The sequence below is a fragment of the Novosphingobium sp. genome (assembly GCF_037133355.1).
In the GTDB taxonomy this organism is placed as follows: domain Bacteria; phylum Pseudomonadota; class Alphaproteobacteria; order Sphingomonadales; family Sphingomonadaceae; genus Novosphingobium.
The window spans coordinates 93425-108974 of record NZ_JBAXOI010000011.1 but is presented as its reverse complement, the minus strand read 5'-3'; the positions used below and the strand labels follow the sequence as shown (position 1 = coordinate 108974).

The following is a 15550-nucleotide window of genomic DNA, read 5'->3' as shown; positions in this document are numbered from 1 at the left end:
TGCAGCACCCCCGACAATGTCTCAGGCCAGATCGAACCGGTCGGCCTTCATCACTTTGGTCCAGGCCTTGACGAAGTCGGCCACGAACCGCGCCTCGCCCCCCGCTTCGGCGTAGGCTTCGGCCACCGCGCGCAACTGGCTGTTCGAACCGAACACAAGATCGGCCCGGCTCGCCCGCCACTTCACTTCGCCCGTCGTCCGGTCACGGCCTTCGAACGCCTCCTCGCCGCTGCCTTCGACCGCGCTCCATGCGGTGCTCATGTCGAGCAGGTTGACGAAGAAGTCGTTGGTGAGCTGGCCCACGCGGTGCGTCAGCACGCCCAGGTCGCTGCCGCCATGGTTGGCACCCAGCACGCGCAGGCCGCCGACCAGGACCGCCATTTCCGGTGCCGAAAGCCCGAGCAGCGAGGCCCGGTCGAGCAGCAGTTCCTCTGTCTTCACGCTGTGTTTCGCCGCAAGGTAGTTGCGGAACCCGTCGGCACGCGGCTCGAGCACGTCGAAACTTGCCGCGTCGGTCCACTCTTCCGAAGTATCGCCGCGCCCACCGCTGAACGGCACCGCAACCCCGGCCGCCGCCTCGATTGCCGCGCTGCCCGCCAGCACAATAGCATCGGCCACCGAAAGGTTGCCGCGCGCAGCCTCGATTGCCGCCAGCACCTCGGCCAGCTCTTCAGGATCGTTCACCGCCCAGTCCTTCTGCGGCGCCAAGCGGATGCGCGCCCCGTTGGCGCCGCCGCGCTGGTCGGTGCGGCGATATGTCGAGGCCGAGGCCCAGGCCGCCTTGATGAGCGCTGACGGTGCAACGCCCGAAGACAGGATCGCCGCCTTGAACGCTGCGACCTCGTCCTCGCCCGGCATGGTCCCGGCCGGAACCGGATCCTGCCAGATCAGGTCTTCCGCCGGAACTTCCGGGCCGAGGTAGCGTGCCTTCGGCCCCATATCGCGGTGGGTAAGCTTAAACCAGGCACGGGCGAAAGCATCCTTGAACGCCTCGTGATCATCACGGAACCGCTCCGAGATCAGCCGCAGTTCGGGATCGACCTTGAGCGCCATGTCGGCGGTGGTCATCATTGTCGGCACGCGCAGCGAAGGGTCATGCGCGGCAGGCGCCATGTCTTCCTCGCGCTGGTCGATCGGCTGCCACTGGTGCGCGCCGGCAGGCGAGCGGACCAGTTCGTACTCGTAGTCGAGCAGCAAGCGGAAATAGTTGCCCGACCATTCGGTAGGCGTGTTGACCCAGGGCCCCTCGATCCCGCTGGTGATCGCATCGCCGCCCTTGCCGCTTGCGTGAGTGCTGAGCCACCCGAAGCCTTGCGCGGTGATGTCCGCCGCCTCGGGCGCGGGGCCGACCAGCGCAGCATCGCCCGCCCCATGTGCCTTGCCGAAAGTGTGGCCGCCTGCGGTGAGCGCGACGGTCTCCTCGTGGTTCATCGCCATGCGCTCGAACGTGATCTTGATATCGCGCGCCGAGGCCAGCGGATCGGGCACGCCGCCAGGGCCTTCGGGGTTCACATAGATGAGGCCCATCTGGATCGCGGCAAGCGGGTTCTCGAGGTCCATTTCATTGTCAGGCTGGATGCGCGTCTCGGCGGCATCAACCCACTTCGACTCCTGCCCCCAGAAGATATCGCGCTCGGGCTCGAAGACGTCGGCCCGGCCTGCGCCGAAGCCGAACACCGGCCCACCCATCGTTTCGATCGCGACATTGCCCGCAAGCACGAAGAGATCGGCCCACGAGATATGCTTCCCGTACTTTGCCTTGATCGGCCAGAGCAGCCGCCGCGCCTTGTCGAGGTTGCCGTTGTCGGGCCAGGAATTGAGCGGAGCAAACCGCTGCTGCCCGCTGTTGGCGCCGCCGCGACCGTCGGCGGTGCGATATGTGCCCGCCGCGTGCCAGGCCATGCGGATGAAGAACGGGCCGTAATGCCCGTAATCGGCCGGCCACCACGGCTGGTTATCCGTCATCAGCGCGGCCAGGTCAGCCTTCAGCGCGGCATAATCGAGCGCCTTGAAGGCCTCGGCATAATCAAAATCGGCACCCATCGGATCGGGCGAAGTGCCGCCCTGATGCAGGATGTCGACGGGCAGCGCCTCAGGCCACCAGTCCTTGTTCGTGCGGCCAAGCAGCGACCTCGGGCCGCCCTTGTGGACCGGGCAACCGCCCGACGCATCTCCGGATTGCATGTTCATGGCTTCAGACTCCCTCGTATTCGATGGAGCAGAAGGTACGCCTCTGCGCTTATTGCGTGAAGCGATTAAACTGCATTGGAGTTATCGAGTTTACCTATCAGTCAGCGGACAATGATCGAATGGGCCGAAACCCCGATACGCGTTACAGGCACCCGTCAAACCGGCGCGAGCGGCCTGTGCGCGCCCACCGGCGGCGTAACGATGATCGCGTCACCAGCCCGGACCGGACCACCGCGCACCACAACCCCCATCACGCCGCACTTGCGGATCAATGCGCCGTCCGCCGCCCGGTCCAGCACCGCCGCGAGCAGCCCGGTCTGGAAGCGTTCGATCTGCGCGCAGGGGTTGCGCAGCCCTGTCAGCTCAATCTCGGCACCGCCAATCTCGAGCCGGGTGCCGGCGCCCAGCCCAAGCAGGTCAAGGCCGCGCGTCAGGATGTTCTCGCCCAGATCGCCGGACGCGACGGCAAACCCGCGGGCCGCGAGTTCCTCCAGCAACTCGGTGTGAAGCAAGTGTACCTGCCTGAGGTTGGGCTGCGCCGGATCGACAGCCACACGCGAGCGGTGCTTCACCGTCTCCCCGCAATGGGCATCGCCTTCTACGCCAAGTCCTGCCACGAGAACGATCCCATCCGTCGCGACTTGCTTCGAAAAAGCGTGGCCCGCCGCCCGGCTCACCGCGACCACAGTGGGGGCATCAGCGGCCACGGCCTCAATACCCCATCAGGCTCAGGACTTCCTTGCGGCTGCGATTATCCTCGAGGAATGTGCCCATCATGCGGCTGGTGACCATGCCCACGCCCGGGGTGCGCACGCCGCGCCCCGTCATGCAGCCGTGCTGCGCCTCGATCACCACCGCCACGCCGTGCGGCTTGAGGTTGTCCCAGATGCACAGCGCCACTTCCGCGGTCAGCCGCTCCTGGATCTGCAGCCGCCGCGCATAGGCATTGAGTACGCGCGCGAGCTTGGAAATGCCCACCACCTTGTCGCGCGGCAGATAGGCAATCGCCGCCTTGCCGATGATCGGCGCCATATGGTGTTCGCAATGCGATTGGAAAGGAATGTCCTTCAGCAGGACGAGTTCGTTGTAGCCGCCCACTTCCTCGAACTGGCGCGCAAGGTGTGCAGCCGGGTCCTCGGCGTAGCCCTGGCAATATTCCTTCCAAGCGCGCGCCACGCGGCTGGGGGTATCAAGCAGACCTTCGCGCTCCGGGTCGTCGCCCGACCAGCGGATCAACGTGCGGATCGCTTCGCGCACTTCGGCGGGAACCGGGATCTTGCCCGCCTCGCCGGCGTCGTCATCGTCATGTCCGTGGTGGACGTCCATTCCCGGTCATCTCCTTGGAGGTGCCGCATGTGCGCGGCGAGCCGCATCACTTGCGCTGGATGACCAGCTCGTCGGGGTGCGCGACATTGAGATCGGAGCGCAGCAATTCGCCAACCAGATCGGGATCGGCGTGGCGCGGATCGAGCAGGTCCACCCGGTTGCGCAGCCGGTCGCGCTCGGCTTCCAGCTGCTTCACTTCAGCCTGGCGCTGCTCGAGCAGCCGGGCATTTTCAGTCCAAGCGAGCACGCCGCTCGGCCCGGCAAGCGCAACCGCGCCAAGCAGCAGCAGCGCAACAAGCGCAAAACTCTGCGTCAGGCTTTCGCGCGGCAGCTTGAGATGGGAGCGGCGACGTTTCATCGCGGGCACAGAATCACACTTGTCTTGTCGATTCAACCGCAAAAAGCAGATTTGTGGCAACCGCAGCCGGGCCCCGCAACGCGGAAGGCCCGGCCACGCGAGGATCAGGCCGCCTGCAGGTTGACCGCAGAGGTCTTGCCACGGCGATCGGTTTCCAGCTCGTAGGAGATGCGCTGGTCCTTATCGAGCGTGGTCATGCCAGCGCGCTCGACGGCCGAGATGTGCACAAAGGCATCGCCGCCGCCGCCCTCAGGCGCGATAAAACCATAGCCTTTGTCGGTATTGAAGAATTTCACGGTTCCGGTGATCATTTTGCTTTTCCTTGTCCAAAGCAATGACGGGCATGCGCAACAGTCGCGCATCCCGGCTTCGTGTGGCTATCTCTGGGACAAAGGGTGGAGCCTAAGCAGGCCCGATATCCGTCGAATGCGACGTCAGCCCGGTGGCCCTAGCACCATGCCCGGGAATTAGCGAGCGCTCATCGCACAACCTTGCGCATGCGCTTCAGGCGCAGGTCAGAAGGCGGGGTGCGGAATCCGTTCGCGCAGGCTGAGGCCGCGCCGAGCCGGAGCGGCAGCATCGGCCAGCTGGGTAGGCGAACCGGACCCGGTATTGCCCGCCGACGAGACCTGCGAGCCACTTGCCGGGCCGACCTGAGCAGCATCCGCTTCACCCGCAGGAGCCAAGGACTGACCCGATTGCACGGCATTGGCGTTGCCGCTTCCGCGCCGCACGCCGCGCCGGGCCGACGGGGCCAAGCGAGCCCTGCCAAGTGCGGAAGCGCGAACCGGAGGGCTCGCCTCCGCGGTGATCGCCGCAGCGGACTCACGGCCAGCACCAAGCGCTGCCGAAAGCTTGCGGGACGGCGGAAGATCAAGAAGCGCAAGCGGACGACCCGGTGCAGGCGGCGGCGCAGCGCGGCTCTCCGCCGCCACCGGCTTGGCAACTGGCCTCGCCGCGATCGCCCGCGCGCCGGCCGGCGCTTGCGCAGCCACCGGCGGCGCAGCCCGCATCAGAACCGAAGGCCTGGCAGCGGCAAGTTGGGCGGGAGCAGGCTGGGCCGCGACAACGGGCTGCGCGCTTGTCTGCGGCGGGATGGCGGCCGAACGGCCAGCCAGTTCAGGCGTCAGCCCTTCAGCATAGTCCCAAGCGGAGGCGGGCCGACGCATCACATCGCGGATGTCTGAGGTCCGGGTCGTGGTGCGCGGGCCGGGACGCATGACCGGCGGTGCCAGCGAAATCTGGACCGGTGCTGCTGCCGCGGGTGCGGAAGGCGCGGGCCTGACGGCGGCGAGCGCAGGTGCGGGCGCGGGCACCGGAGCGCTGCGGAGCACGGGAGAACGGGTTGCATCGGTACCCGCGCTGCTCACAACGCGCACCGGAGCAAGAAGGCCCGCTGCCGGAAGCGGGCGGCTTGGCGAAAGGATCGAGGGGGTGTTGTCGGCAAGCGACGCCGTGGCTGCAGCGCGATCGCGGATCAGCGGAGCGCGGCGCGAAACAGCCGTGCGCTTGGCAGGAGCCACGGCAACCGGCACAACCTCTGCAACGGTTGGCTCTGCAACGGTTGGCTTAGCTGCCGCCGGCCTCGAAACCTCCACAACGGGAAGCAACTGGGCGCTTGATGTCAGCGATTTGGCCATTCCAGCATGCGCAGCGGACTTGCGCGGGCGCGCTGAGGAAAGCGCGGTTCCAGCGGTCGCTGTGGCAGCGACAGGCGTTACCGCGGTGATCGGAGCGGCGGTAAGAGCCTTCGTGCGCTCGCCATCGGCCCGTGCGGTCTGGCCAAACGCGGGCTGCGGCACAACGAGGCGCGATTGCGCCGGCTTTTCGGGTTGCGGCCTCGGTTCATCAACTGCGGAGACGGCATGCTCCGACGCCCCGGCACGGAGCAGCAGTCCTGCACCGACGAGTACGGAAACAAACCGCAGCGCGTTGATGGCAATGGTGCGCACCCGGCTCGGATTTCGACCAGCAGGGGCACTTGCCGGCACCGGATCAACCAGCGCTTCCGGAAATGCAGCGTTGTCAGCTTGCTGCGCCATCTCGCCCGAACCCCCAATGTGTCGCTGTTCCAACACTCGACACCTAAGGAAGAGCCCTTAGCCGATTCGCATGAGCCATTTATGACAAACCAGTCATTAACACTTATTGTCTCAGGCAGTTCCATCGCCCGATCCTGCGACGCCATCGGGCGTCCGTCGACCTCATTTGGGGGATCGAATTATCGGTATAAAATTGTAATTTTATAGTACCTATATGGCATTTTTAGCCTTGGAAATAATAACCAACATTTCTCTCCATAAATATTCACATTGGCTATTTCGACTTCGGCAAGGATTTCGCCGAGCCGTCAGGAGCCGCATCCGGCATCGGCCCAACACCCGTCAGGGGCACACGCGCGGCGGCACATCCGTTCGCAGCACTGCGATATTCGCAGAGCAGCGAAGTGCCGCTACCGCCTGCGCTTGACGGGCCGTCCGCTCTTGGCCAGCGCATGATCGAGTCCAAGCCTCGAGGAATCGCCGCGCATGACAGCTTCCGCCCCGCCCTTTACCGGCAATTTCGAACCGGCGACCGATCCTGCCTGGGAAGGCTGGTACCATTGGGCCAGCATTGACCCGTTCGAGGATGCAATCGGCCCGTTCTACACACGGCGCGACGAGGTGGGCGTGGTCACAGGCTTTCGGCCCGGGCCGCTCAATTGCAACAGTCATGGCAACGTCCACGGCGGCTGCATGATGACCTTCGCCGATTTCTCGCTGTTCATGATCGCCGGGTCGGGCGGGGAGAGCGTCAACGGCGTCACCGTCACATTCAACTGCGAGTTCGTAGGACCGGCGCGCACGGGCCAGTTGCTCGAGGCGCGCGGCGATGTGATCCGGGCCGGGCGCAGCCTCGTTTTTGTGCGCGGTGTGGTTACTGCAGATGGCGAGGCGGCGCTGTCTTTCTCGGGCACGCTCAAGCGCACCCCGGCGCCGCCCTCGCACTGATCATCCGGAAGGGCGCAGGTAGGCGGTGCGGCCAATTGCGGCCGCCCGCCTTCCCCGCCGACCGGGGGTCAACCGATGCGCTTGCCCGTCATCGGGAAGCTGCCGAACATTCCGGCCGTAACAGTGCCGGCCAGCTCGTCGCCCTCGATCGTTGCCTTGCAATCGAGCTTCATCGGCATCGGCACGGTAATGTCGCTCGACCAGCTGATGGTGTTGCCATCGACGCTGCCGCCGGTGATCGCCATGTTGCCCATCGGCCCCGAATTGCTGCCGCTGAAGCTGTCACCATCGACTTCGATGGTGAGGATCGAGGTTTGATCGCCCATGGGCGAACGAGTCACGCACTCATACTTTCCGGCAACAGACATGGGCCTCTCCTTGTGTTGTTCCGCGGCGCAGGAACCATGCTGCCTACAGCGATGTCAATAGGAATGGTCCGGGAAGGACTGTTGACCTCTGAAGCACAAGGCCTGACAACCTCCACGTGACCTCCCCTGCCCCCGCCTCCATCCTGCACGACGGCTTCCTGCTGCTGGGCTTCGCGCTGGCCTTCGTCTTGCTGTTCCGCCGCCTCGGGCTCGGCGCCACGCTCGGCTACCTTGTCGCGGGCGCGGTGCTGGGGCCATTCGTCCTGAACATGGTTGGCGATGCGGAGCAGAAGCTGGGTTTTGCCGAGCTTGGCATAACCTTGCTGCTTTTCCTCGTCGGGCTCGAACTCGATCCATCCAAACTCTGGAAGATGAAGCGCGACATTCTCGGACTCGGCTTGTTGCAGGTCTCGCTCTGCGGTCTCGCGTTGGCCGGCGTGATCATGCTCACGACCAATTTCTCGCCCGCCGCCGCACTCGCGCTCGGTCTGCCGCTGGCGCTTTCGTCCACCGCGCAGGTCCTGCCGATGCTGCAATCCTCCGGCCGCCTCAGGACGCGCTTTGGCGAGCGGGCTTTCTCGATTCTGTTGTTCCAGGATCTCTCGATCATCCCGCTGATCACGATCATCACCGCATTGAGCCGCAATCCCGCCGATGTCGGGGGACCACCTGGATGGCTGCTCGCGCTCGAAACCGTCGGCGCGATTGCAGGCCTTGTCGCGGCCGGCCGCTTCCTGATCCGCCCGCTTTTTCGCCTGATCGGCAATCTGGGCGAGCGCGAGATGTTCGTGGTCGCCGCCTTGTTCACCGTGCTCGCTGCGGGCGCGGTCATGGAACTGCTTGGCCTCTCGACCGCGCTCGGCGCCTTCATCGCCGGCGTCATGCTGGCGGACAGCCCTTATCGCCACGAACTCGAAGCCGATGTCGAACCCTTCCGCTCGATCCTGCTCGGCCTGTTCTTCCTGGCGGTGGGCATGATGCTCGATCTTGGCGCCATCGCGCGCGATCCGCTGTTCGTGCTCTCGATGGCGCTCATGCTGATCACGGTGAAGGCCGCGGTCATGTTTTGCATCGCGCGCCTGTTCGGCATGCCGTGGCGCGGCGCGCTCGCGCTCGGCCTGCTGCTCAGCCAGGGCGGTGAGTTCGGCTTCGTGCTCTTCGCGCAGGCCAGCCACGCGCTGCTCATCGCACCCGAGGCGGCCAGCCTGTTCGGCGCGGTCGTCACCCTGTCGATGGCAACCACGCCGTTCCTGATGACCGCCACCCGCCGCTTCCGTGCCGAGCCGGTGCCCACCGCGACTGCGACCCGCGAAGGACCCAGCAATGACGGCGCCAACGCACTGATCGTCGGCTACGGGCGCTTCGGGCAGGCCGTCGGCCAGGTGCTGCAGGCGGGCGGCATTACCGTCACGCTGATCGATACCGATGTTGAAATGATCGACGTGGCCGGCACGTTTGGCGCCAAGGTCTATTTCGGCGACGGCACGCGCATCGACATGCTGCGCCAGGCGGGCGCCTCGGAGGCGGAAATGATCCTGTTCTGCCTCGATGGCGACCAGCTCGATGCGCCGATGCTCAGTGCGGTGCATGAAGCTTTCCCCAAGGCCGCGCTCTATGTCCGCGCCTTCGATCGCCGTGCGGTGATAAAGCTGCGCGATGCGCCAGTCACGGTCATCGTGCGGGAGACATTCGAGTCCGCAGTAGCAATGGCCCGCGCCGCGCTCGACAATGCCGGGCTCAGCAACGAGGCAATAACCCGCGCCGAAGCCCTGTTCCGCATCCGAGATACAGCTCGGCTCGACCGGCAGGTCGAAACGGGCGATCCGCGAGCCGCGCGTGATCAAATGCTCACTGCGCCGGAGCCGCAGGAAGTCGAAGGCGAGCCGGGCTAGGTAGTTGCACTTGCATTGATTTTTCGATGCTCCCGCATGATCATTGATGCATCCGCATCGACTTACCGATGCATTTGCATGAAAAGGCTCCCGCGCCATGGCCAAGCCCGCCGCCATGACCTTGCTGGTCTGGACGCGCCTTCTGCGCGCAGCCGATCTCGCCGAGCAGCATTGCGCTGCCGCGCTGCGCGCCGCCGGGCTCCCGCCGCCCGACTGGTACGACGTGCTCCTCGCGCTCGAACGCGGCGGGCCGCAGCGGCCGCGTGCATTGCAGACATCCTTGGGAACCGAGCAATATGCGCTCTCCCGTCTGCTCGACCGGATGGTCAGGGCCGGACTCATCACCCGCACCCCCTGCCCGGACGATGCGAGGGGCCACACCCTCGATCTCACAACCGAAGGGCGCACGATGCGCAGCGCCATGTGGCCAGTCTATGCCGAAGCGATCGAGGCCGCGCTCGGCGCGCGAGTGGTAGAGGACGACTGCGCCGCGCTTGCCCGGATGCTCGGCCCGCTGGCTGTACCTGTCAGCGGTTGACTGTCTCGGCCATCAGCTCGAGCACCCGCGCCTCGCTCACCACTTCGGCATATTTGGCCTGCAGGTCGAACAAGTTGGCTTCGTGCGGAGCGGCATGCCGGTCCCCGCAGGCATCGCGTACCACGAAGGGCAGGAAGCCGTTCTGGCAGGCATCAAGCGCGGTCGCGCGCACGCAGCCCGAAGTGGATACGCCGGCGATGATCAACGTATCGACGCCAAGCGACGTCAGCGTCGCCGCCAGATGCGTTGCGAAGAAAGCCGAGGCATAGCGCTTGGTAATGACAAGATCACCGTCCTGCGGGCTCAGCACTGCCGGGAAAGCGCCCAGCGGCGAACCTTGCTGGAACACCGCAAGCGCGGGAACCTTGCGATAGAACACCCCGCCATCCGCACCGCCGGGGGCATACTCCACATTGGTGAAGATCACCGGGATGCCCGCCGCGCGCGACGCCGAGACAAGCCTCACCGCACTCTCGACCGCCGCCTCGACACCCGCGTAGAGCGGCGAGCCGGGCTGGAGATAGGCCTCGACCATATCGATCACGATCAGCGCGGGGCGGTCCCCGAACGGCAGCGAGCCATCGAACGCGCCCGCGTAGTTGCCGGAAAGGTCCGCCTCGCCCCGCGCCATCAGATTACCCCGCCCGCCGCAAGGTCCGCCAGCTCCGCTTCGCTCATGCCGAGCAGGCCGCCATAGATTTCGTCATTGTGCTGTCCCACCGTCGCGGGCGCTGGCCGCCGCACCCCGCTCGGCGTGCCGGAGAGCTTGGGGAACGAACCCTGCATCTTCAGGGGCCCGAACCGCTCGGTCTCCACCTCGATGATCGCGCCGCGCGCTGCGAAGTGCGGATCAGCCAGCATATCGGGCGCGCGGTAGACACGGCCTGCCGGGATCGAGGCTTCGATCATCGCGTCGTCGACTTCCTCGATGGACTTGTTCCTGGTCCAGTCGTTGATAAGGTTGTCGATCTCGGTCTGGTTGGCTCCGCGGGCAAGGTGCGTGGCGAAACGCGGATCATCGCCGAGTTCCGGCTGGCCCATGACGGCGGCAAGGCGCTTCCACAGCGAGTCCTTGTTCGCCCCGATCATGAACTCGCCGTCTTTGCACGAATAGACGTTCGACGGCGCGATGCCCTTGAGGATCGAGCCCGACCGCTCGCGGATCAGCCCCATGCGGTCGTACTCGGGCACGAGGCCCTCCATCACCTGCAGCACGCTTTCATAGAGCGCCGCATCGATGACCTGACCCTTGCCTGTCCTCTCGCGCACATGCAGCGCGGCCAGCACGCCCATGCAGCCATAAGTCGCGGTCAGCGTATCGCCGATGGAGACGCCCATGCGGCTCGGCGGACGGTCGGGTTCGCCCACGATGTAGCGCCAACCGCCCATCGCCTCACCGATCCCGCCAAAGCCGGCGCGGTCCGAATAGGGCCCATCCTGCCCATAGCCCGACATGCGCGCAATGATGAGGCCCGGCTGCTCGGCCAGCAGCACGTCAGGCCCGAGGCCCCACTTCTCCAGCGTGCCCGGCTTGAAGTTCTCGATCAGCACGTCCGCCTCGCGGATCAGCTTGCGCACCAAGGCCTGGCCTTCGGGAATGCGCAAGTTGGCCGAGACCGAGCGCTTGTTGCGCGCGATCACTTCCCACTGCACTTTCTCGTCGCCCTGCCCCCAGTCCCGCATGGGGTCGCCGCCACCCTTACCGTTGACGTGCGGCGGCTCGACCTTGATCACGTCCGCACCCATGTCGCCGAGCAACTGGCCGCAGAACGGCCCGGCCAGCAACTGGCCCAGCTCGACGACGCGGATATCGTTCAATGCACCTGCATGCATATCCACTTACTCCGCCGCTTCCAGATGCGGCCAGACCGGCTGGATCGGCGCAGGCAGTCCGGTTTCGTCCACGCAGCCCTCACGCAGCGCCTCGATCCCCGGGCCATAGTTGAACAGCGGCAGTTCGCCCCGACCAGCGCGCAGCTCGGCCCGCAGCGCTTCGGTGGCGGCCAAATCCACCACGCCGGCAGCGTCAGCCACAACCCCGTAGTCGCGGGCGCCCTCGGGGCTCACCAACCCTTGCGTGATTTCAAGACCGACGAGCGCCGGATCGCGCGCAAGCGCATCGCCCCAGCCGCCGCCGCCCCAGGTGATGAAGTGGAGCTGATCGCCTTCCTGAACCTCGACATCCTCGACCTTGTTGCCCACGATCACGCTGGTGCCATCGGCCCGCTCCAGCACCTTGCGCGCGCGCTGCCCCGGCTCGCCACCGTTCACGCCCCACGGCGGGACGAACCAGCGGTCGTCATGGATCGAGATCGTGCCTGCGCTGAGGAAACGGTAGGTCATGTGAATGCCGTTTCCGCCGCGGTGGAGCCCCGCCCCGCCGCTATCGACCGCACATTCATAACGCTCGATACGCATCGGGAAGTAGCGTTCAAGGAACTCGTTGGGCACGTTGGTGAAGCCCGGCCAGAGCGAGTGGCCATCCGGCCCGTCGCCCATCGGCCGGCCCGGGATCCCGCCAAAGCCGATCTGGAACAGCTGGAACCACTCACCCTTCTTGCCGGGCCGCGCATCGTTGCCCGAATAGAACAGGTGCGGTGAAGACGAGAACCCGGCTGCATTGAGAAACTCGGGAGTCTTCTGGCCCAGCAATCCGCCCAGAATGTCGAAGATCCGCCCCAGCGCATGGGTGCGACCCGAAAGGGCTGCGGGGAACTTCGGCTTTAGGAGAGAGCCTTCGGGAATGCGCACGTCGATCAGATCGTAGAACCCGTCGTTGAACAGGATCTGCGGATCGAAGACCATGATCATGTAGATGCCGAAGAACATCTTGAACATGTTTTCGTTGAGGAAGAAGTTGATCGAGGCTTGGCTCTGCGGATCGGTGCCCGCAAAGTCGAGGATCACCCGTCCATCCTCGCGCCACATCGTGCATTTGATCTTGTAGGGGCCGTAGCCCATGCCGTCGTCGCAGATGTAGTCCTCGAAGCTCACCGGCTCCTCGGCAATCGCCATGCCGATCAGCGCCTGCATCGCGCGGTGGTTGCGCGCCAGCAGGTCCTGCGTGGCCGAGACATAGACGTCGTCGCCAAAGCGTTCGGCCATTTCAACAACGCGGCGCGAGGCAACTCGGCAGGCCGCGATCAGCGCGTTGAGGTCCGCCTGGCACCAGTCGGGCTTGCGCGTTTGATGCATGACGAGCTTCATCAGGTCGTCGTTGTATTCACCCTTCTTCCAGATCTTGACCGGCGGGATGCGCACGCCTTCCTCGAAGATCGAGCGCGCATTGATCGGCATCGAGCCGACGACCTTGCCGCCGATGTCGCTCTGGTGGCCGAACATCGAGGTGTAGGCGATCAGCCGCCCGTCCTTGAACACCGGCAGCAGCACCAGCCAGTCGTTCGAGTGGCTGATCGCGCCATCGACCGAATAGGGGTCGGACAGGAAGATCATGTCCCCGTCTTCCAGTGTGCCCTCGAAGTTATCAAGAAAGCCGCCGATGAAGCTGCCGAACTGGCCGACGATCATCTTGCCGGTGTGATCGGCGATCAGCGGGAAGGCATCTCCCTGCTCACGGATGCCGGGCGACATTGCGGTGCGCACGAGTGTCGCGTCCATCTCGATCCGCGCATTGCGCAGCGCGTTTTCGATGATGTCGAGCGTGACCGGATCAATGGCGACGCGGTTGAACGGGGTCGGGTTGGTCTGGACAATGGTTGCAGGCATCAGCGTGCTCCGGGAAAAATGAACCCCGCCCCGTTCGTGTCGAGCGAAGTCGAGACACCATGCGCTTGGTGTCTCGACTTCGCTCGACACGAACGGAAGGGGAGAAAAAGGGTCACTGCAGATTGATCAGGATGTTACCGACGGCATCGACGGTGCCGACACAGCCGCTTTCGATGAGCGTCGTCGAGTCCATCTCGCAGACGATCGCCGGGCCCGGGATCACGTCCCCGGCGCGCAGCAGGGCGCGGTCGTAGATCACCGCCGCCTGCTCGCGCCCGTCCATCCACAGCGTATGGTCGCGCATCCTGGCCGCTTCCGGATTGCCGTCGCCCTGCTCCAAGGGCAAGGCGGGCAGGTCGAGCGCGCGGCCCAGCGCCACAGCGCGCAGGTTCACGATTTCATGCGGCGTATCCATGTTGAACGTGAAGAGCCGCTTATGCTCGGCATCAAAGCGCGCGAGGATGCCGGCAATGCCGTCCGCCTCCAGCACATCCGCAGAGATCGTGAGCGGCACTTCGAAGGCCTGCCCCGCATAGCGCACATCGACTTCGAACTCGGTCGTGATCTCGTCCTCGGGCACGCCGTCAGACAGGAGCTCGCCCCGCGTCTGCGCCGCCATATCCGCGAGGATCGCGACGAGTTCGCTCGCCTCGGTCTGGCTGGCAAGGCGCGAGAAGCTGCGCGCGGTTTCGGTGCGAATCCGCGTCGTCGCATCACCCAGCGCGCAGAGCACGCCCGGCGAGACCGGTGAGACCGCAGGCCATGCCCCCAGCAGCCGCGCAATCGCGTTCACGTGGAGCGGCCCTGCCCCACCAAAGCCCATCAGTGCGAAGTGGCGCGGGTCATAGCCCTGCTGCACCGAGATCATCCGCAGCGCGCCGAACATGTTCTCGTTGACGATATCGATGATCCCGCGCGCCGCGGCCATCAAGTCGATGCCCAGCGCATCGGCAATGGTCTGCACCGCCTTGGTCGAGGCTTCGCGGTCAAGCCGGAACGTGCCGCCGAGCAGGTTCTCGGGGAGATAGCCAAGCACGACATTGGCGTCGGTCACGGTCGGCAGCTCGCCGCCCTTGCCATAGGCCGCCGGCCCCGGCACCGCGCCCGCCGATTGCGGGCCGACGCGAAGTGCCTTGGTCAGTTCTGGCACATAGGCGATCGAACCGCCGCCCGCGCCCACTGTCTTCACATCGAGGGCCGAAGCCCGCACCGAGAGGTGGCCCACCTCGGTCGTGCGCTGGCGGCGCGGCTCGAGGTTTTCGATCAATGCCACGTCGGTCGAAGTGCCGCCGACGTCGAGCGTCAGGATATTGCGGATCCCCGCATTGCGCCCCACCCAGATCGCGCCGGTCACGCCGCCTGCAGGGCCGGACATCAGGATGTTGACCGGATGCTCCTCGGCCTTCTGCGCCGACATCAGCCCGCCGTCCGAACGCAGCAGCGAGAGCTTGCCGGTCATGCCTTCGGCCGCAAGCCGGTCGCGCAAGTTCGAAACATAGCGCCCCACCACCGGACGAACCGCCGCGTTGGCGACCGTGGTCAGCGTGCGCTCGTATTCCTGCATCTCGGGCAGGACCTGATGGCTGAGCGAAACCGGAACGCCCGGCAGTATCTCCGCCGCCAGTTCGCCGACGCGCGCCTCATGCGCGCCGCTGACATAGGCGTTGATCAGGCTGACGGTAACCGCCTCGACGCCCTGCGCCTTGAGCAGGCCCAGCTGCGCGCGGATATCGGCGTCATCGAGCGGGCGCACTTCGTTGCCCTCGGCGTCGATGCGGCCCTTGATCGTCACGGTATCTTCAAGCGCTGCCAGCGGCGTGGGCTTGGGCCAGATGATCCAGCCAGCCAGACCGCCCGGCACGAAGCTGCGCGCGATCTGGAGGATGTGGCGATAGCCTTCGGTGGTCACGAGGCCGACGCGCGCGCCCTTGCCTTCGAGCACGGCATTGGTCGCCACGGTGGTGCCATGGAGGAAGTAGTCGATATCCGGCGGCGTGATCCCCGCCTTGGCGCAGATCGCGCCGACACCGTTGAGAATGCCTTCCGAGCTGTCATGCGGCGTCGAAGGCGTCTTGTGCCGCCAGAACGCGCCGGTGCCCGTATCGAACAGCAGCAGATCGGTAAACGTGCCGCCAACGTCGACACCCAAGCGGTAACCCATG

The 15550-nt window shown here is 65.6% G+C and carries 14 protein-coding genes; 3 read left to right on the top strand and 11 right to left on the bottom strand.

All coding sequences use genetic code 11. The features are described from left to right. Window positions 1–21 precede the first annotated feature (21 nt). From katG to WCL10_RS12530, 6 genes are all read right to left on the bottom strand, one after another. Window positions 22–2190, bottom strand: a complete 2169-nt coding sequence (gene katG / locus WCL10_RS12555; protein WP_336895989.1) for a catalase/peroxidase HPI — start codon at window positions 2188–2190, stop codon at window positions 22–24. A gap of 155 nt (window positions 2191–2345) precedes the next feature. Beyond that, window positions 2346–2897 carry an MOSC domain-containing protein gene (locus tag WCL10_RS12550; protein WP_336895988.1) on the bottom strand — a complete coding sequence of 184 codons (552 nt, stop codon included), beginning with the start codon at window positions 2895–2897 and terminating at the stop codon, window positions 2346–2348. Window positions 2898–2901: 4 nt separating this feature from the next. Beyond that, entirely contained in the window at window positions 2902–3516 is a 615-nt protein-coding gene (gene folE, locus WCL10_RS12545; RefSeq protein ID WP_336895987.1) for a GTP cyclohydrolase I FolE, read from the bottom strand. Between the two features lie 46 nt (window positions 3517–3562). Then, window positions 3563–3874 (bottom strand): septum formation initiator family protein, encoded by a 312-nt coding sequence (locus tag WCL10_RS12540; protein ID WP_336895986.1) that lies wholly within the window; start codon window positions 3872–3874, stop codon window positions 3563–3565. A 104-nt stretch (window positions 3875–3978) separates the two neighbouring features. Then, window positions 3979–4185 carry a cold-shock protein gene (locus WCL10_RS12535; RefSeq protein WP_336895985.1) on the bottom strand — a complete coding sequence of 69 codons (207 nt, stop codon included), beginning with the start codon at window positions 4183–4185 and terminating at the stop codon, window positions 3979–3981. 204 nt (window positions 4186–4389) lie between these two features. Then, the gene (locus WCL10_RS12530; RefSeq protein ID WP_336895984.1) at window positions 4390–5916 is read right to left on the bottom strand and encodes a hypothetical protein; all 1527 of its coding nucleotides are present in this window, start codon (window positions 5914–5916) and stop codon (window positions 4390–4392) included. 486 nt (window positions 5917–6402) lie between these two features. Between WCL10_RS12530 and WCL10_RS12525 the strand changes: the two genes are divergently transcribed. Beyond that, a complete protein-coding gene (locus WCL10_RS12525) occupies window positions 6403–6864 on the top strand; it encodes a PaaI family thioesterase (RefSeq protein ID WP_336895983.1) in 462 nt (153 codons plus the stop codon). Between the two features lie 68 nt (window positions 6865–6932). Here the strand turns inward: WCL10_RS12525 and WCL10_RS12520 are convergent, their stop codons facing one another. Next, window positions 6933–7232, bottom strand: a complete 300-nt coding sequence (locus WCL10_RS12520; protein WP_336895982.1) for a hypothetical protein — start codon at window positions 7230–7232, stop codon at window positions 6933–6935. 116 nt (window positions 7233–7348) lie between these two features. Between WCL10_RS12520 and WCL10_RS12515 the strand changes: the two genes are divergently transcribed. Beyond that, window positions 7349–9124, top strand: coding sequence for a cation:proton antiporter (locus WCL10_RS12515; RefSeq protein ID WP_336895981.1), 1776 nt, complete (start codon window positions 7349–7351; stop codon window positions 9122–9124). Window positions 9125–9221: 97 nt separating this feature from the next. Beyond that, window positions 9222–9662: a MarR family winged helix-turn-helix transcriptional regulator gene (locus WCL10_RS12510; protein ID WP_336895980.1), complete on the top strand. Its 441-nt coding sequence runs from the start codon at window positions 9222–9224 to the stop codon at window positions 9660–9662. Here WCL10_RS12510 and WCL10_RS12505 read toward each other — a convergent pair. The 4 genes from WCL10_RS12505 to WCL10_RS12490 form a co-directional block, all read right to left on the bottom strand. Beyond that, window positions 9652–10293 (bottom strand): N-carbamoylsarcosine amidohydrolase, encoded by a 642-nt coding sequence (locus tag WCL10_RS12505; protein ID WP_336895979.1) that lies wholly within the window; start codon window positions 10291–10293, stop codon window positions 9652–9654. The two genes, WCL10_RS12510 and WCL10_RS12505, sit on opposite strands and share 11 nt — an antisense overlap. Continuing rightward, the gene (locus WCL10_RS12500; RefSeq protein ID WP_336896017.1) at window positions 10293–11495 is read right to left on the bottom strand and encodes a CoA transferase; all 1203 of its coding nucleotides are present in this window, start codon (window positions 11493–11495) and stop codon (window positions 10293–10295) included. Before WCL10_RS12500 ends, WCL10_RS12505 begins: the two co-directional genes overlap by 1 nt. Window positions 11496–11501: 6 nt before the next feature. Then, window positions 11502–13388 carry a hydantoinase B/oxoprolinase family protein gene (locus WCL10_RS12495; protein ID WP_336895978.1) on the bottom strand — a complete coding sequence of 629 codons (1887 nt, stop codon included), beginning with the start codon at window positions 13386–13388 and terminating at the stop codon, window positions 11502–11504. Window positions 13389–13500: 112 nt separating this feature from the next. After that, complete coding sequence (locus WCL10_RS12490; RefSeq protein ID WP_336895977.1) at window positions 13501–15549, bottom strand: hydantoinase/oxoprolinase family protein; 2049 nt, start codon at window positions 15547–15549, stop codon at window positions 13501–13503. Between the last annotated feature and the right edge of the window lies 1 nt (window position 15550).

Bases quoted from the DNA above. Each gene is read 5' to 3' on its own strand.
- katG (WP_336895989.1), bottom strand. From the start codon at position 2,190: ATGAACATGCAATCCGGAGATGCGTCGGGCGGTTGCCCGGTCCACAAG.
- folE (WP_336895987.1), bottom strand. From the start codon at position 3,516: ATGGACGTCCACCACGGACATGACGATGACGACGCCGGCGAGGCGGGC.
- WCL10_RS12540 (WP_336895986.1), bottom strand. From the start codon at position 3,874: ATGAAACGTCGCCGCTCCCATCTCAAGCTGCCGCGCGAAAGCCTGACG.
- WCL10_RS12535 (WP_336895985.1), bottom strand. From the start codon at position 4,185: ATGATCACCGGAACCGTGAAATTCTTCAATACCGACAAAGGCTATGGT.
- WCL10_RS12530 (WP_336895984.1), bottom strand. From the start codon at position 5,916: ATGGCGCAGCAAGCTGACAACGCTGCATTTCCGGAAGCGCTGGTTGAT.
- WCL10_RS12525 (WP_336895983.1), top strand. From the start codon at position 6,403: ATGACAGCTTCCGCCCCGCCCTTTACCGGCAATTTCGAACCGGCGACC.
- WCL10_RS12520 (WP_336895982.1), bottom strand. From the start codon at position 7,232: ATGTCTGTTGCCGGAAAGTATGAGTGCGTGACTCGTTCGCCCATGGGC.
- WCL10_RS12510 (WP_336895980.1), top strand. From the start codon at position 9,222: ATGGCCAAGCCCGCCGCCATGACCTTGCTGGTCTGGACGCGCCTTCTG.
- WCL10_RS12505 (WP_336895979.1), bottom strand. From the start codon at position 10,293: ATGGCGCGGGGCGAGGCGGACCTTTCCGGCAACTACGCGGGCGCGTTC.
- WCL10_RS12500 (WP_336896017.1), bottom strand. From the start codon at position 11,495: ATGCATGCAGGTGCATTGAACGATATCCGCGTCGTCGAGCTGGGCCAG.
- WCL10_RS12495 (WP_336895978.1), bottom strand. From the start codon at position 13,388: ATGCCTGCAACCATTGTCCAGACCAACCCGACCCCGTTCAACCGCGTC.
- WCL10_RS12490 (WP_336895977.1), bottom strand. From the start codon at position 15,549: ATGGGTTACCGCTTGGGTGTCGACGTTGGCGGCACGTTTACCGATCTG.